This window comes from Bradyrhizobium sp. USDA 4532 (assembly GCF_024171315.1).
Classification (GTDB): Bacteria; Pseudomonadota; Alphaproteobacteria; order Rhizobiales; family Xanthobacteraceae; genus Bradyrhizobium; species Bradyrhizobium australafricanum.
Genome location: NZ_JALJZN010000001.1, coordinates 4,265,389 through 4,282,344 on the forward strand (window position 1 = coordinate 4,265,389; position 16,956 = coordinate 4,282,344).

14 protein-coding genes are annotated in these 16,956 nt (G+C 56.0%); 5 read left to right on the forward strand and 9 right to left on the reverse strand.

What is annotated here, in order from left to right:
• Positions 1-61: 61 nt before the first annotated feature.
• The 5 genes from J2R76_RS19575 to J2R76_RS19595 form a co-directional block, all read right to left on the reverse strand.
• Positions 62-1,486, reverse strand: a complete 1,425-nt coding sequence (locus J2R76_RS19575) for an aspartate ammonia-lyase (protein ID WP_253624642.1) — start codon at positions 1,484-1,486, stop codon at positions 62-64.
• 56 nt (positions 1,487-1,542) lie between these two features.
• The gene (locus tag J2R76_RS19580; protein WP_305884409.1) at positions 1,543-2,310 is read right to left on the reverse strand and encodes an amino acid ABC transporter ATP-binding protein; all 768 of its coding nucleotides are present in this window, start codon (positions 2,308-2,310) and stop codon (positions 1,543-1,545) included.
• Positions 2,311-2,364: 54 nt separating this feature from the next.
• Entirely contained in the window at positions 2,365-3,060 is a 696-nt protein-coding gene (locus J2R76_RS19585; RefSeq protein ID WP_253624643.1) for an amino acid ABC transporter permease, read from the reverse strand.
• Positions 3,057-3,848, reverse strand: coding sequence for an amino acid ABC transporter permease (locus J2R76_RS19590; protein WP_253624644.1), 792 nt, complete (start codon positions 3,846-3,848; stop codon positions 3,057-3,059). The genes J2R76_RS19585 and J2R76_RS19590 overlap by 4 nt, the downstream gene beginning before the upstream one ends.
• A gap of 212 nt (positions 3,849-4,060) precedes the next feature.
• Complete coding sequence (locus tag J2R76_RS19595; protein WP_253624645.1) at positions 4,061-5,221, reverse strand: aminotransferase class V-fold PLP-dependent enzyme; 1,161 nt, start codon at positions 5,219-5,221, stop codon at positions 4,061-4,063.
• Positions 5,222-5,429: 208 nt separating this feature from the next.
• Between J2R76_RS19595 and J2R76_RS19600 the strand changes: the two genes are divergently transcribed.
• Entirely contained in the window at positions 5,430-6,227 is a 798-nt protein-coding gene (locus tag J2R76_RS19600; protein WP_253624646.1) for an IclR family transcriptional regulator, read from the forward strand.
• 128 nt (positions 6,228-6,355) lie between these two features.
• Here the strand turns inward: J2R76_RS19600 and J2R76_RS19605 are convergent, their stop codons facing one another.
• Positions 6,356-6,727, reverse strand: a complete 372-nt coding sequence (locus J2R76_RS19605; RefSeq protein WP_253624647.1) for a hypothetical protein — start codon at positions 6,725-6,727, stop codon at positions 6,356-6,358.
• 164 nt (positions 6,728-6,891) lie between these two features.
• Here J2R76_RS19605 and J2R76_RS19610 point away from each other — a divergent pair, with 164 nt between their 5' ends.
• Positions 6,892-7,722 (forward strand): DMT family transporter, encoded by an 831-nt coding sequence (locus J2R76_RS19610; protein WP_253624648.1) that lies wholly within the window; start codon positions 6,892-6,894, stop codon positions 7,720-7,722.
• Between the two features lie 105 nt (positions 7,723-7,827).
• On the opposite strand, the gene glyA is transcribed toward J2R76_RS19610, so the two are convergent.
• The 3 genes from glyA to J2R76_RS19625 are packed head-to-tail and all read right to left on the reverse strand — an operon-like array spanning position 7,828 to position 11,247.
• Positions 7,828-9,153 (reverse strand): serine hydroxymethyltransferase, encoded by a 1,326-nt coding sequence (gene glyA / locus J2R76_RS19615; RefSeq protein ID WP_253624649.1) that lies wholly within the window; start codon positions 9,151-9,153, stop codon positions 7,828-7,830.
• Entirely contained in the window at positions 9,119-10,462 is a 1,344-nt protein-coding gene (locus J2R76_RS19620; protein ID WP_253624650.1) for a peptide ligase PGM1-related protein, read from the reverse strand. Before J2R76_RS19620 ends, glyA begins: the two co-directional genes overlap by 35 nt.
• Positions 10,459-11,247 (reverse strand): amino acid racemase, encoded by a 789-nt coding sequence (locus tag J2R76_RS19625; protein WP_309143547.1) that lies wholly within the window; start codon positions 11,245-11,247, stop codon positions 10,459-10,461. Before J2R76_RS19625 ends, J2R76_RS19620 begins: the two co-directional genes overlap by 4 nt.
• Positions 11,248-11,757: 510 nt before the next feature.
• Here J2R76_RS19625 and J2R76_RS19630 point away from each other — a divergent pair.
• The 3 genes from J2R76_RS19630 (at position 11,758) to J2R76_RS19640 (ending at position 16,944) form a co-directional block, all read left to right on the forward strand.
• Positions 11,758-13,203, forward strand: coding sequence for a M20/M25/M40 family metallo-hydrolase (locus J2R76_RS19630; RefSeq protein ID WP_253624652.1), 1,446 nt, complete (start codon positions 11,758-11,760; stop codon positions 13,201-13,203).
• 309 nt (positions 13,204-13,512) lie between these two features.
• Positions 13,513-15,171, forward strand: coding sequence for a nodulation protein NodU (gene nodU / locus J2R76_RS19635; protein WP_253624653.1), 1,659 nt, complete (start codon positions 13,513-13,515; stop codon positions 15,169-15,171).
• A 546-nt stretch (positions 15,172-15,717) separates the two neighbouring features.
• Positions 15,718-16,944, forward strand: a complete 1,227-nt coding sequence (locus J2R76_RS19640; RefSeq protein WP_253624654.1) for a Fic family protein — start codon at positions 15,718-15,720, stop codon at positions 16,942-16,944.
• Positions 16,945-16,956 lie beyond the last annotated feature (12 nt).

The window sequence follows — 16,956 nt, forward strand, 5'->3', positions numbered from 1 at the left end:
CTGAAAAAGTGACGATCTATATATCGTCGTCTCGTACTTGCCTTTGAGCCTTGATCGGGACCTATGATGCCAATCGCGTCCGCGTTGGCCTAGTAAGTCGATGCGGATCGGCCGTCTGGGCAATCAAATCCGGGGAAAGACCCGGCTCCTCGTCAAATACTTCGCGGATTGTCTTGCCCGAGATGAGCACCTTTTTCGCCAGCTCCGCCGCACGCTCATAACCAATCGCCGGCGCGAGGGCTGTCGCAACCGCAGCGCTGGCCTCGAGGTGTCCAAGGCATACTTGCACGTTTGGCGTGATCCCGGCGACGCACTTCGTGCGTAATACCTCGATCGCATTCATCAGCAGTTCGAGAGAGTGGAGAATATTGTATGCTATCACCGGCTCCATGGCGTTCAATTGGAGCTGCCCGGCTTCCGCAGCAAGCGTGATCGTTAGATCGTAGCCGATGATTTGGAATGCGACCTGATTGACGACTTCCGGAACCACCGGATTGACCTTCCCAGGCATGATGGACGAGCCGGGCTGAAGCGGTGGCAGATTGATTTCGTTCAGTCCTCCGCGTGGGCCACTAGAAAGTAGCCTCAGGTCGTTGCAGATCTTCGACAGCTTAGTCGCGGTGCGCTTGAGCATCCCGGAGAACAAAACGAAGGCTCCGGTATCCCAACATGCTTCTATCAGATTGCCGGCGGCAACGAGCGGGAGACCCGATATCTCGCAAAGCTCCGAAATGGCAAGTGCCTGATAGTCAGGGTTAGTGTTGATGCCGGTACCGATCGCCGTGCCTCCAAGATTGATCTCCTGGAAGAATGAGGCGATCTCTCCAAGTCGAGCGACATCCTCGCGAAGGGTCGTCGCAAAGGCTTGGAATTCCTGCCCCAAAGTCATGGGGACGGCATCCTGCAATTGCGTTCGGCCGAGCTTTATCACCTCGCTGAAGCTAGTTGCCTTCTCCTCAAAGCCAGTCGCCAGACGCTCAAGGGCAGCCTGGAGTTGCCCATGGGACAGCAATATCGCAAGCCGGATTGCCGTCGGATAGACGTCATTCGTGGATTGCGACAAGTTGACGTCGTTGTTGGGGTGGACGACGTCGTATCGCCCCCGCGGCAGTCCCATGATTTCGAGAGCGCGATTTGCAATCACCTCGTTTATGTTCATGTTGGTCGACGTTCCCGCCCCTCCCTGGAAGACGTCCAGCGGAAATTCTCTCCACAACACTCCTCGCGCTATTTCGCCGCAAACCGCGCAGATTACATCGGCCTTATCTTTCTCAAGGTCCCCGAGGCGCGCATTTGCCCTGGCTGCGGCCATCTTCACGAATGCCAGCGCCTTTATGAAGATGGGAAAGTGACTAATCGGAATACCTGAGATCGGAAAATTTGCGATCCCGCGCGCGGTCTGCGGACCATAGTAGGCTTTGAGCGGGATCGTCACCGGGCCAAGGGAATCGCTTTCGATGCGCTCTGTTGGCGATGCGCTGGTCATATCAAGCTCTCATTTTCTGTGGTGGCATTTCAGGGAAGACCGCGCGGGCCGCGGTTTCAGTGAATGATCTGATTGAGGAAGGCCTTCGCGCGTTCCGTCTTGGGCGCGCGAAAGAAGGTGCTCGGATCGCCCTCTTCCACGATTGAGCCGCGATCCATGAAGACCACTCGATCCGCAACTTCGCGCGCAAAACCCATTTCGTGCGTGACGCAGACCATCGTCATCCCATCCTGCGCGAGCTCAACTATGGTTTCGAGCACCTCCTTGACCATTTCCGGATCGAGGGCAGAGGTCGGCTCGTCGAAGAGCATGATCTTGGGCTGCATGCACAGGGCACGGGCTATCGCGACACGTTGCTGCTGGCCGCCCGACAATTGCGCGGGATATTTGTTGGCCTGATCATGGATCCGGACTTTCCTCAACAGCGCCATCGACCGCTGATGCGCCTCGGACTCAGCAAGGCCCCTGACCTTCATCGGAGCTAGCATGCAGTTTTCGAGCACCGACAGATGCGGAAACAGGTTAAAGCTCTGAAAGACCATGCCGACTTCAGAGCGAACGTTGTTGATGTCGCCAATCCGGTCTGTCAGTTCGATCCCATCGACGACTATACGTCCGGAATCGTGCTTTTCGATATGATTGATGCAGCGAATGAGAGTCGACTTTCCGGAACCCGATGGTCCGCAGAGTACGATCTTTTCTCCTTTTGCGACTTTGAGGTTGACGTCGCTCAAGGCATTGAAGCTACCGAACCGCTTGACGAGGTGCTCGACGACAACCATCGGGAACGGGTCAGCTGGGCTAACTGTGCGCTCTTGCTGCATGCTGATCTCCAGGTTGTAGCCCCAGGGAATGACGGGCCATCAGATTGTGATTGACTATCGGCGGGCGCCCGCGATCGCGTACTTCCTGCGAAGCGAGGCAACGAATTGGGACGCGGCGCAGCCTATGATGAGATAAACAACGGCCACTGCGAGGTACATCTCGACGAGACGACCATTGAGCTGTGCAAGCTTGGAAGCCGCACCAAGGAGATCAGTGAGCGATAGAACGTAAACAAGGGACGTATCCTGAAACAGGATAATGGTCTGGCTCAGTATGATGGGGCTTGCGACCCGAAACACCTGCGGAAGGACGACATGACGATACGTATCGAACGTCGACAGGGCGAGAGCCTGGCACGCCTCGAATTGTCCTTTGTTGACGGCGCGCAATCCGACACGGATGATTTCCGAATAGTAGGCGGCTTCAAACAGGCCGAAGGTGATGAACGCTGTATAGGTGGCACCGACTGGAACCGGGCGACCGTTGCCTGACAGGTGCCCCAGAACGAGGGGCACCAAGAAGAAGAACCAAAACAGGACCAGAATGAGCGGAATCGATCGCATCAGCGCGACATAGCTACGGACGAGCTGGCTCAGAATGCGGAGCTCAAAGTGCTGCACGAGGGCGAAGAGCGTTCCAAGAAGCATCCCAACCAAGAAGGCGGCTGCCGTCAAGGAAAGTGAGAACAGCAATCCTGACCACAGATAGGGCCATGCCTGTACGACAATCGAGAAATCGAGACTGTTCATTTCACGACCTCCATACCGTTAGGGACGGAGCTTTCCAGCTGCACAGCGTCGAAATCTGACCCGCCGGCCTCCCTGCCGGGTGCGGTACCGGGTATGCGCAGGGCTTTGTCGATGAGCATCATCGTCTGGTAGGCGATCAAAGCCAAAGCGAGATAGATGAGTGTGGCGGCGCCGAATGCCGCGAAGGTTTGGAACGTCGCATCGCTGATTTGGCGCGCCTGGGCAGTCAGCTCCATCAAACCGATGGTTAGAGCAACGGATGTATTCTTGTAGATGCCCATCACCTCGCTTGTCAGGCTTGGCACGACCAGGCGAAGTGCCTGCGGCAAGATGATATGGCGATATGTTAGATAACCGCTCAGGCCGAGTGCGGCAGCGGCTTCGTCTTGCCCCCTGGGCAAGGCTTCGATGCCTGCGCGAACCTGTTCTGCGATGCGCGCGGCGGTGTACAGGCCCAGGCACCACAGGGCCGGAAAGAAAGTTCCCCAAGGTGGAGGTATCTGCTTTATCCAGTCGCCCATGGTCGTTGGAAGAAGCTCGGGCAGGACGAAGTACCAGAGAAACATCTGTACGAGAACGGGGATGTTTCGGAAGATCTCAACGTACAATCGAGCAAGGACCCGGAAGAAGGGGTTCTGCACAGTTCGACCTATGCCGACGACGATTCCGATTGCGAATGCAATCCACCAGCCGAAGAAGGCAAGCGCCAGCGTCCAACCGAGACCCGAAACAAGCCAGTCGATGTAACGCTGGCCATCCACGGTCTTTTCAAGAAGAACTGTGAACATCGCGAACCTCACGATTGCGGGTGTGCACGACGACCACGCTCGGCATGGTCGTTCATCGTGCGCGTTGTGCCGGTACTAATCGACCGCGTCAGCTGAATGCACGATCCTCTCCTTCAGCGTATCGGCAAGCGGAAGGCCAAGATCTTCGCACTTTGGCTCGATCAGGCCGTCCGCTTCGAGCGCATTTTCTCGAACTGATCCCATGCCTAATCCTATGCAGCCTTGGATGCCTTTTTTGACAGCCGTCCGCGGATAAGATGCACTAAGCGATCCACATCGTCGATCGTGTTGAACATGCCGAACGATATACGGATGCCGTCACGCTCTGGGGAAACACGCACGCCATTCTCTTCGAAGTAGCTGAGCCATTCTGTCGCAGGAAGACCGACGACGTAGATGTGAGGCGATCGATGTTGCCGCTGATGCGGACCGATGAGACTGACGCCGAGATCGTCCAGCTGGGCAAGCAGATGATCACCTAAATCGAAGCAATGGTTCTGAATGTTCTTCACCCCGATCTGCTCGATCATGTCGAGCGAGGCTCCGAGCGCATGAATTGCAGGAAGGTTGAAGTTGCCTAACTCGAAGCGTCGCGCGGTCGGAGACGACGCCAAGCGATCGGGGCGAGCGATAAGGTCGTCAGGAATTTCTGCCAAACTGGCAGCGGCAAGATAGGCCGGCTCCAGCTCCTTCAGAGTCTGGTCCCAATAGAGCAATCCGAGACCTTGAGGGACGAGCAATCCCTTGTGACTTCCGCAGCCCACGAAGGTTGCCTGGATGGCCCTCACATCGATCGGAACGACCCCGATTGCCTGCATGACGTCGACGACGAAGTAGAGCTTCTTATCCGCGCAAAGAGCGCCGATACTCTCGATATCGAAGCGATGGCCTGCGTGGAAGGTCACGTGCGACAGCGAAATCGCGCGAGTCGTATCGTCGATGTAGGGAAGAAAAGCCTCAGCGTTTACGACATCCGTCATGGGAAGGAAGTCGATCCGGATCCCCTTCCTCTTCAAATTGAGGAAAGCATAGGTGTTGTTTGGATGATCGCCATGGATCATCAAAACGCTATCGCCGGCTCGCAGAGGCAACGCGTTTGCCGCGATGTTCATGCTTTCCGATGTGTTCTTGGTGAAGGCAATTTCGTCGGCCGATACCCCAAGGAAACGGGCTACTTTGGCACGCGTTTGCTCAACCCGATCGAGCCACACGCTTTTCGGCCCGGCGCTCTCCAAGCCTTCACGAAGAAAGGTTTCGATGGCGGCCATTACGGGACGGGCGAGCGGCGCCTGAAAACCGGAGTCGAGGTAGACCATCCTTTCGGCTGCAGGGAACTCCTTGCGCACAGCTTCCACGTCGTAGTGACGAGACATTCCCACTCCCCTTTCAAAACGTGTCGCCCGTACTGCCAAATTTCCTGGGCTTGATGGGCCATACCGAGCCTGTGCAGTGCACAAAAACCGATCAACGACCGACGACGCCAACGATATGAGCAAACCCGAGTTCGATCCAGGCCGTTTTTCATATTTCAGTAGCAATAGTTCCGAAAAATGATAATTTACCTCGACTAGGGAGATTGCGATGGCTGACCAAAAAAAGACTGCCGGGCCCCTCGACCGAGCGTTCGCGATAGTTGGCCATGTCGCTCATCAGACAAAGGCCGTCTCGGTCGTTGAGATCGCGAGCGCCCTTTCGTTACCCGTTCCGACGGCGCATCGACTTGTCGGAAATCTGGAAGAACGCGGCTTTCTTCAGAAAGCGCTTGGATCGAAGCGCTACGTGGTAGGCAATCAGTTGGTGATGCTGTCCGCCAGAGTCATCGGCGCGGCTTTTCGCACGGCTCGGCGCCATGCGGTGCTGCGCGCGGTTGCTGGCGAGATCGGCGAACAGTGCGAGATCGGCGTCGTGCGCGACAATCTCGTCACTTACGTTGACAGCGTACGCGTGTCCCAGCCACAGGGGCTTCAATTCAATCCCGGCGAGGCGGCTCCCCTTCACTGCACCTCGACGGGAAAGATCTACATGAGCCGACTGCCCAAGAGGCCGCGTGAAAAGTTATGCCGCTCACTCGCTCTGACCCAGTACACTGACAATACCATCGTCGATTGCGAGACGCTTCTGAAGGTTCTCGAGGAGACGCGCCATCATGGGTGGGCCAAGACCAATGAGGAATACGTGAAAGGCGTGGTCGGCTGCGCGGTCCCTATCGTTTCTCCGGACCGGGAGCTGATAGCCTGTCTCGGCGTCTCGGTGCCCGCGGCGCGAGTGAGCTTCGCAGAGCTTGACCGGTTCATTCCTCCACTCCAAAGAGCCGCCGTGCTCCTATCGCAAACCATTCTTCAAACCGACAGCGAGGATGAAACGCTCGAGGATAGTTGAGGAAAACGATCCCTCGACTTCGCCGCTTCTGGTCGGGAGAAAGCACGGATATCTTCGGAAACGATCACCGTTTGCTTCGGTATAAGTCATTGCGGCAAGCACTTCTAGTCTCCGCAAGATCCGAGCCATCAGAGCTCGAACTGCGCCGCAGCGCCATCGTCAACTAGCATGTCTAGTGGTTGATTGAGATGGAGGGCACCTGGCAAGATGGAAGCCAGAGCAGAGTTCAAATGGGGCTGATAGTTCCAGTACATAGACCTGTCACGCATGATCGTTTCGGCTCCGCTATCGCTGAAAACGGCAGGCGCATCTTTGCCGATCCGGCTCACGCCCAATCCTTGGCATGTACCGCTCGCATGTTGCGGCTTGCTGCCATGCACGGTTCGCGCCTCGTTGACGGACGGCATACCGATATCGTCCCGCATCCGCTTTTTGCGTGACCGGCTCAAAGCGCGAGTCTCGCCGTTTGACGTATATAAATTGACCGCCGGTGACCGCATGACATGTCTTCAGACAATCTCACCCTATGACCATCCTCTCTATGAGCGATCGCGGCCGATGCATTGCTGTCTATGCCTACGATTCGCGGCATAAGACCATCATGCCTTTACCTTCCAGGTCCCCAAGGAGAGTGTGGATAAAGCGCGATGCCGAACTAAGCGGCATGGCTCATATTGTTTTCGCTGGCCTGATCTTCGTTACGATGTCTTCGGCCATCAAGGTTGTAACGCGGACAATTTCTCCTTTGCAGGTGACTGCTCTGCGCAGCATGCTGGCGATCCCGATACTCTTCTTTATTCTTCCTAAGCATGACCGCTGCGACTTTCGCCTCCTGTTCTCGAAGGAGCAGTTCTTCAGATCCGTCTTCGGTTATACGGGATTTCTGGCATTCGTCGCTTGTGCGTCGAAGCTCCCCTTAACGGTAGCTGCGTCAATATTGTACACCTCCCCCATCTGGTCCTTACTATTGTCGGCGCTAGTACTGAAGGAACGACAGAACATTGCGCCGGCCTTCGGACTGATTATCGGGTTCTTCGGCATGCTTGTCGTAGTTCAGCCCACCATCAGCAGCGCAGACGGCTGGATTGTCATTGGCTTGATTGGCGCAGCGCTCGACAGTCTCGCTGTTATGATGATACGGCGCATAGCAAGCATCGATGCTCCGGAACGGACGGCCCTGTGCTTTATGCTTTGGAGCTCTGCGATCGGCCTGCCTTTTGCAATCCCTGTGTGGGTTTGGCCGGCACCCGCTGATTGGCCGTTGTTGTTGCTTATAGCGGTGCTGGCCGCGCTGTCACAGATCGCGCTGGGACGAGGCTACGCTCTCGTCCGCCTCGCACGCGCCGCTCCTCTCGACTTTGTCCGTCTGCCAGCAAGTTTACTGGTTGATCTGGTGTGCTTTGGTACCACTCCCACACCCATGATGTGGCTTGGCACCGGACTTATCCTCGTCGGATCTTCGGCCTGTCTGGCAGGGCGAGTGATGCGCGAGTGATTATGAGCGTGTTCACGTTCAACTTCATTCCCGCGGATCGCGCGGACAGGATAGAAAACTCGTAAGCATCGACGCCTACGAAAGATCGACCTGAACTGAATCCTCCTACGTCAGCCATTTCTCATTGAATAACGGCAGCCCCTCTGTGTTGTCCCTGACAAACGCGCTCAAGCTTGCAATGCCGCGATGCTTGTCGGTCGATGTGACCACGTCTCCGATCAACTTTCCAAGCTGAACGAATTGCGCTTCGTCAAACCCTCTCGTCGTGAGAGCGGCACTACCGATTCTCAGTCCACCGGCTTCTGATGGCGGACGCCTGTCGAACGGAATCGGATTCCTGTTGGCGATGACCTGCGCCCCTGACAAGGCGACTTCAAGTTGACGACCGCTCATATCCGAGCTCATCAAACTAAGAAGCAGCAAGTGCGACGAAGTGCCTCCGGAAACGAGCGTAGCGCCCGCCTCAAGTAAGCCATTTTCCAGCGCCTTCGCGTTTTTCAGTACCTCCCTGGCATATCTCTGAAAGCAAGACGTTTGCACTTCAGCAAACAATGCTGCTCTTGCTGCAATCAAGTCCATTTTCGGCGCCCCTTGCAATCCGGGAAATATGGCCCGATCAATCGCCTTCCCCAAACTGCTTTTGCATAAGATAAGCCCGCCGCCCCTGGGACCCCGGAGTGTCTTGTGTGTGGAAGTTGTTACAATGTCGGCGTGAGGGAACGGAGACGGAACGGCACGGCCAGCAACCAGGCCTGCGGTATGAGCCAGATCCACCCAGAGAAGCGCGTCAATCTCACGTGCGATCTCATGCATCTTCTCATACTCAATCAAGCGTGGATATGACGACCCGCCACAGATGATTGCTAAGGGTCTGTTCTCGAGGGCTATCGAACGCACCTCATCATAATTCAGTTGCTCGTCGCTCTTTGACACTCCGTAGAAGCACCACCGAAAGTTTTGGCCGCTCGCATGAAACGAGGCACCGTGGCTCAAATGACCACCATCTTGAAGACGCATTGCCATCAGCCTGTCTTGAGGCTGAAAAAGCCCGTTCATTACTGCGAAATTTGCGATGGTGGCACTCATCGCTTGCACATTCGCATGTTCGCATCCGAATACGGATTTTGCTCTCTCTATTGCCAAACGTTCCAATTTGTCGGCATGCTCGCAGCCTGATACACAACGGCTTCCTGGGTAACCCTCCGCATTCTTGTCGGCAAATAAGCTGCCTTCAAACTCCCTGACTCTGGGAGAGGAATAGTTTTCAGAAGCCACTAAGCTCAGCTGGCTTAATTGGCGCTGCTCCTCTAAGCGCAGTAAATCCCCTATTTCTTTGTCGAACGTTTCGCATCGATTACCCATAACCGCCCTATTCTCAGTGATGCCGCCATCGTGGTCAGTTTCTCGTATGCGACAGTTGAGCCAACTCACGCTCAATAGCCTGAAGCTCTTCGAGATCTTTTCCGAAAATGACAAAGTCATAGGGGCCTGCATCTTGATGGCCCTCCACCATCACAACGACGCCCCGTCTATCAACAGGCCTGTAGTGAAGCTGCTTTCGCTGCAGCAGATCGATGAGATCGGAAAATCGACGTGCGATCGAGATGCAGTTTCGGGAGAGAGCAACACGTGATCCACTTTTGATATCGAACTCCAGTCCAAGCGCTTTTGATACGGCCCTGATGGAAGAGAATCCGCCGTGGCGTCCATTCACTTCACATGCAAAGAACCCAATCTCCTTGGCTCTAACGATGTCGACACTAAGCGGCCCGAAATACCCGATCTCTTGAGCATAGTTGCCAAGACTTTTGCACCAGGACAGAACATCGCCCGGCAATTGATCGAGCAGAGCGCTACTCCAGTATGCCCCGCCGTATCCCGGATTGAGGAGGATCGACGCTACGCCCACAAGGTCAACACTATCTCTTCTGACGTCAAAATGGACGCCCATCGACGACTCATTTTCGCTATACACCTCAACAATCACGGGCTCTTCGACCGTCGGAGACAGCCTAAGTTCATGAACGGTCTCGCGCAAAGAAGCGGCGTCAATTTTTGCTGCTGCCACCGACCGCGTCGCGCCTTGGGACGAGCGCGCCGCGCGTTTCGAAACGACGATATTACCGTCCCCACCTGCATGACGCGCCATCTTCAGTATGGCACTCTCGCAATCCGACAGGACTTTACATACGGCGTCGACTAATTGTTGTGTGCTCGCACAATTGCGGCCATTAGCGATAGGCACGCCAAGATCGGGGGCGAACTGGCGGAACTTTTCCTTATCATTAAGAAGTCGAGTTGCGACAGGGCTTACTCCGACGTCCTCGTCTGAAAACCTTACAGGAAGATCCCCCAAGACCCTCGCGATGGAAATTGATACCTCGTCGGCGATATACGGCTCCAGACATGACAATTGAGCACCCGAAGCCATCAGACGTAGCGTGCTAGAAAAGGCGCTGCCGGGCGCGATGTCCTTTTCCGAGATTGGCAAAGGACGCTTCGTTGGCGTCGATGAGGTCGACAGTAACGTGATGTTACTTCCACCTGTTAGGGAATTGACGTAGTTCAAGAACTCCTTCGTGACCGGAGTTGGGGTAATAAGTATATCGTTGCCGTTGGCAAGCCAGAGTAGCCTCTTGGCGGCGGCTGCATTTGTTCGCAGGAGTTCATCCGAGAGCGTGTGAGCCGAGGGCGCCATTGCGGCGGAGCCGGTGTTCGCAAGTATTACCCGGCTCATCATTCTCCTCCGTTACGCGCCGCGGTTACGAGCTTACTTTCGCTCTCCCACCAGGCAATGCAGGCGTCGGCAAGAATGCTGATTGGATCAATGATGTCATCGTCGTCTACCAGACCGCCGGAAATGGCGGACAATTCACTGCAACCAAGAATAATTGCGTCAGGCGCGAAGGATCTGATCTGATGAACAAGCTGCTTCAACTTTGGTCGTGCTTCTACGGTATTTCCAGACTTGACATCCGCGATGATCTCAATTGCTTCCCGTTGAATATCTGCACGGCAGCGTGCGAATTGTTCGCCGAAACATTTCTCATCCGTTTGCGGATATAGAGAGCGCTGCATAGTTGCGTTCGTCCCCAGCAGGATCAACCGAAGATCGCGAGCTGCAGCATCCCTCATGCCACAGATCACCTTGGCTGTGATTTCGGTTACGTCAATCAAAACGGTCGACAGCCCCTGCTTGATCTCGCCAATCCAGAAGTGCGCGGTATTGCAGGGGATGGCTATCGCTCCACATCCCGCCTGCTCTAACCAGCGAGCCCGCTGCAATATTTGCTGCAGCGGCGCGTCGCTCCCCTCTGAGATTGCTCGCGATCGATCGGAGATATCGGGAAGCGATAGGGCGACATACGGGATGTGATCCTGATCTTTCTCCGCTCGGCGTCTTTGAGCGAGCGATTCCAGAAATTTGGCAGTTGCGAAGCTTCCCATTCCGCCCACTACTCCAAGCGGTCTTTGTTGCCTGAACGGTCCAGCAAACGGCATATCGAGCCTCGAGACGAAGTTCATAATGTGATGACCTGCCTTTCACGCCACTTTGACCGCAACAGAACTTTCCGCTCCGCGACCGCTATTTCGAGAGACGATGCTCGCGTAGTAGCCGAAAAGTTCGCTCCCTCAAGTTGCGACAACCTTCGACGCCGGTTGTGACGTTAAGTGATGAGCCGTGCGAACAGCAAAGCGCATGCCAACTCAACGAAAACGTCTTCCGAGGCTCAATCGAGATTGCGATATCGATATCTCTCGACGCATTGCCTGCGTCACGAAACAGACACGCTGGCCGACGTTATGTGTGCAGCCCTACAAACACGACCAGCGACATCGAGTCCATGTCGGACAGCTTGCTCTAACGGTCACAGAAAATGTAGAGATCGCCATCGACGTGCGAATTGAGCGCAATTTATTCTTTGCTGGACAAAGCTGCTCTCGGAGGCAGACAGACCATCCGAGCAACGGCTTCCGTAGAGGAAAGGACAAAGAGGCATGTCTTCGAAAGTGTCCCGGGAGGATCGCCATCACATGCCCAAGCAGACAGTTGAAGAGGCCCTGCGGCATGCGGACATCAACCTGGATGCCAGCCTCAATCGGCTCTTCCAATTGCTGCGAATCCCCTCCATCTCGTGCGACGCGCATTATGCACGGCAATGCCATGAGGCAGCTTCCTGGTTAGCTAACGAGCTATCTGGCATTGGCTTTGATGCATCCATCAGAGCTACAACTGGAAACCCCGTCGTAGTCGGACACAGCAAGCAGGCCGCCGGTCCACACATCCTGTTCTATGGTCACTACGATGTTCAACCTGCAGAGCCTCTGGATGAATGGGGGTCTCAGCCGTTCGAGCCGACGCTTAGGGTGCAGCCCAACGGAGAAACCCACATTGTTGCCCGAGGCGCATCTGACGATAAAGGCCAGCTCCTGACCTTCATTGAGGCGTGCCGTGCCTTGAAGGCGACGACAGGAAGTCTGCCCGTCGGCGTATCGATGTTGTTCGAGGGAGAGGAAGAAAGTGGCAGTCCAAGCATGCCGGCATTCTTGGACGAATTCGAACATGAATTGCTTGCCGATGTCATGCTACTTTGCGACACCGCCTTGTGGAACGACTCGGTACCCGCGATCACCGTTATGTTTCGCGGCCTATTGGAAGAAGAGATTCGCGTAACGTGCGCCCACCAGGACTTGCATTCGGGTGCTTATGGGAATGCTGCACGCAATCCGATCCAGGTGCTCGCTGAACTCATCGCCAACCTGAGAGGTCAGGACGGGGAAGTGGCGATTGAAGGCTTCTACGACAACGTGGTGGAGTTGGACAGTACTATCAGAGACGAACTACTGAAGCTGAATTTCGACGCCAAGCAATTCCTGGCAGCTGCTGGCCTCTCCCAATCGGCTGGAGAGGTTTCTTACTCGGTAATGGAGCAGATCTGGACCCGCCCTTCGTGCGAGATCAATGGAATAGCAGGCGGGTATTGCGGAGTAGGTCTGAAGACGATCATTCCGTGCAGTGCCGTGGCCAAGGTCTCTTTCAGGTTGGTAGAAGGTCAAGATCCGGAAAGCATACGATCGAAGTTTCGCAACCATATTTGCGCTCGAACACCGCGCGACTGCAAAGTGCAGTTTACCGGGCTTTCAGGCAGCCCCGCATCTGTTATCAGGCCAAGCAGCTCGTATCTGGACTGCGCGCGCGCCGCGCTGAAACAGGAGTGGGGTTGCGAGCCGGTTCTGATAGGAAGCGGCGGGTCGATCCCCATCGTAAGCATTGTCAGGAATCGGCTAGGGCTGCAGTCTCTGCCCATCGGCTTCGCGCGAGCTGATAATCACCATCATAGTCCAAACGAAAAGTACGACCTCTCTACGTTTCGAAAGGGAATTCGCTCGTGGATTCGCATTCTTGCGGAGCTTTCAAGATACACAAGCGATCGGATCGAATCCCAAGCCGGACGCGTTAGGCGGACGAAATGCGAATGATCGATGAAGCCGGCCTGCAATGACCCGCTGACGCTTCGACGCCACCTTCTGGAGGCTCCTTCCGTTCCAGTTGAAGCCATTCAAAGTGGCACGGGAATACGCTGACCGTCAGTTAGCAATGATCTGGTTCGCGTATGTCGCGCATGCAGTTGCGCCAGACCGAACACGCACCCCTGTACGCTAACGGACAAACTGCTGGTGGAATGACATTCCGGATCTAAAACGTCAGGCGATTCCGCTAGTTGGCCCGCTTTCTGCATTATCGTAACGCGGTGGAACTAGATGTTCGACGTTAGACATGGAGACGCAATGCGGATCTGCGGCATCAAATTGAGGCATGACGGAGCGATTGCTCTCATCGAGGACGGAAGGCTGGTTTTTTGCGTCGAGCAAGAGAAGCGGCACAACAATCTGCGGTATCAGGCCATCGAAACTCTTGACGACGTCGTTACCGTCTTGGCCGAGTACGGACTGGATTCGCGTGACGTTGATCAGTTTGTGATCGACGGCGGAGGAGACGGTCAGTCCGAAGTGCTCGCTGGTGCTAGATCTATCATTCTCAAATGGGGACCGTACGTGGAATCCCATGCGGAAGGGCTTCTCACGCCGTACAAAGGCTCTGGCTTGATTCTCGAAGGCAAAGCATTTCCCTATAGAAGTTACTCACACGTCTCGGGCCATGTGGCTTCCGCGTACTGCACAAGTCCATTTGCGCAATCCGGAGAGTCGGCTTTGTGCCTTGTGTGGGACGGCTCCATCCTTCCGCGTCTCTATCACGTTGAACGTCGGGGCGCTCGGTTCCTTGAATGTCTGTTTCCAATTGTAGGCCACGCCTATGCTGTGGCCGGCGATCACTTTGGACCTTATAAAGACCTGGATCGTAAACCCTGGGATTTAGGTGTCGCCGGCAAGCTGATGGCCTACATCGCACTGGGCTGTGTCGATGATACGATCGTGAGTGTGTTTCGGGAGCTCTACGAGGAATGCTTTGCCGGCGACACGCAGCGTGCCCGCAGCTACCGGACGCAGATCGAGAGCGGGGATTGCTTTCCGGCTATGCATGCCTTCTTTGAAGCCAGCGCCTCGCGATTGGATCGCAAGCGAGATGAAGATATACTTGCATCATTTCACTCGTTTCTCGAGCATCTCCTCGTCGAGCAATTGGCTACTGCTGTACAGCGTCATTCACGCCTCCCAGGGCGACACAATCTATGCATAGCAGGTGGCTGTGGTCTTAACATAAAGTGGAACAGCGCAATACGATCCGCCGGACTGTTCGATGCTGTTTGGGTGCCCCCATTTCCGAACGATAGCGGCGCGGCTATAGGTGCAGCTTGTGCCGCATTAGCAGAGCGGAACGGCTTCGTGCCGATCGAATGGTCGGTCTACAGTGGTCCGCGATTGCTGCAGAACGAGGTGCCGTCAGGATGGAAAGCCGTACCATGCAATATGCGCGAGCTTGCTAAGATTCTTGCGAGTAACATGCCGATCGTCTTTCTGGCCGGCAGCGCTGAGCTTGGACCGCGGGCGTTAGGCGGACGAAGCATCCTATCGGCTGCGACATCAGCGAGGATGAAAGATCATCTCAATCAGATCAAACGTCGTGAATGCTTTCGGCCGGTGGCACCGATATGCATTGAGGATCGTGCGCCGGATATTTTCTGCCCCGGAACCCCGGATCCTTACATGCTGTTCGATCATCAGACCCGGGCGGAATGGCTCGATAGAGTACCTGCTGTTGTACATCTTGATGGATCTGCACGATTGCAGACTGTCTCCAGAACCTCTGAACACAAGATCGCCGAGCTTCTCGTGGCCTACGAAGGGCTTACCGGCATCCCACTGCTTTGCAATACGAGTGCTAATCTCAACGGACGCGGGTTCTTCCCGGATGCCGCAGGGGCTTGTGAATGGGGAGGCGTTGACCATGTATGGTGCGATGGCCTGCTGTGGACAAAAGCTGCATAGGCATGGTGGTGATCAGCAATGTGTTCTGCTTTTAGATCTCGGCTAGAAACAATTCTCTACGGCTCGCGCTGCTGCGAACTCCGTAACCCAACCTGCCGCCGCGGATGGGCTGTCGACAAGAACGCTCTAGCGAACTTTGGTCGAGCAAGACGCAAGAAGGCCCACCGTGGTTGAGAATCTTACTCCTGCGTCAAGCCGAAGCCTCTCCTGACATGTGCGCCGTGATCGAAGCCCGGCTCTGAAACATTTCCATGTCCGCAGCGCGCGGCCGCGATTCATCGGGCACTGGCGATGGGGAGTCATCTGCAGCGAGTCCGAGTCCGCGCCAGGAAGCCATAAGGTCGCTCCGCCGCCCCACTGACGCGGGACGAACCCAGAGGGTTCTCTTCAGAGAATCGGATGACAGAGCCAGGCGCTAGCGCCGTTCCGCCGTATCTTTTGCGGAGAATATGGGCCCTCCGGTGCTCCTAGCGGCCATTTATCCGGCCAAAATCAGAGGCAAATGAGAGCTGGAATGCACTCTAAATTATTGCTATCGCTATAAAAATGAGCGACGGCAAACAGGACAAGAAACCGGCCAAGTCAGCGGACCCAGACCGAGACGAAAGCACCGGCCTGATGGAACCGATGCTCGTCTCGGAAAGCTCGGGACGCCGGACCCAGCTCGCCGACCTGACGGTAGAACTGGCGGCAAAGTCGGCCGCTTTCAGGCACAGCCTGCCCGGGGGAGTTCTGATCTCCCTGGCCAGGCTCGTACGCTTGATGAATTGCTACTACAGCAACCTGATCGAGGGGCACGACACTCACCCGGTCGATATAGAACGCGCGCTCAAGCACGACTACAGCGCCGACCCCGAGAAACGCGACCTGCAACAGGAAGCCATCGCCCATATCGCCGTACAGAAGTGGATCGATGAGGGAGGCCTCAACGGTCGCGCGACGACGCAAGACGGCATCATCGAAGTCCATCGCCGCTTCTGCGAACTGCTCCCGGCAGAACTGCTTTGGGTCGAGAATCCGGACACCAAGGAACGGATCGAGGTCGTCCCCGGCAAGCTGCGCGACCGCGACGTTGCGGTAGGCCGCCATGTGCCGGTCAGCCCAGGCGCCCTGCCGCGCTTCCTCACCCGCTTCGAGGAAGCCTATGCAAAACTCGGCAAGACCGACGCAATCATCGCCTCGGCCTGCGCCCACCACCGCCTGCTCTGGATTCACCCGTTTCTGGACGGCAATGGCCGCGTTGCGCGGCTCATGTCCTATGCCATGCAGCGGGACACGCTCGACACCGGCGGCATATGGTCGATCGCGCGCGGCCTTGCCCGCAACGAGGCGGCCTACAAGCAACATCTTACCGCCTGCGACATGCAGCGCCGCAACGATCTCGACGGGCGCGGCACACTGAGTGAAGAAGCATTGGCGGAATTCTCAATCTTCTTTCTGCAGACCTGCATCGATCAAGTCACCTTCATGCAAGCTCTCGTGCAACCCGATCAGCTCCGTAACCGCATCCTGATCTGGGCCGAAGAAGAAGCACGGGCCGACCGCCTGCCCCAAAAATCAGGAGCCGTTCTAGAGGCGATCCTCTTCCGTGGTGAACTTCCGCGCGGCGATGTCACTGCTTTACTGCAAACAAGCGAGCGCAGCGCCCGCAGGGTTACATCGGCCCTGCTTGAAGCGGAAATTCTAACCTCCGAAAGTCCGCGAGCGCCGCTACACCTCGCCTTCCCGGCAAGGTTCGCGTCCCGTTGGATGCCGGGACTGTTTCCCGGGTAGGATTGCGCGGCA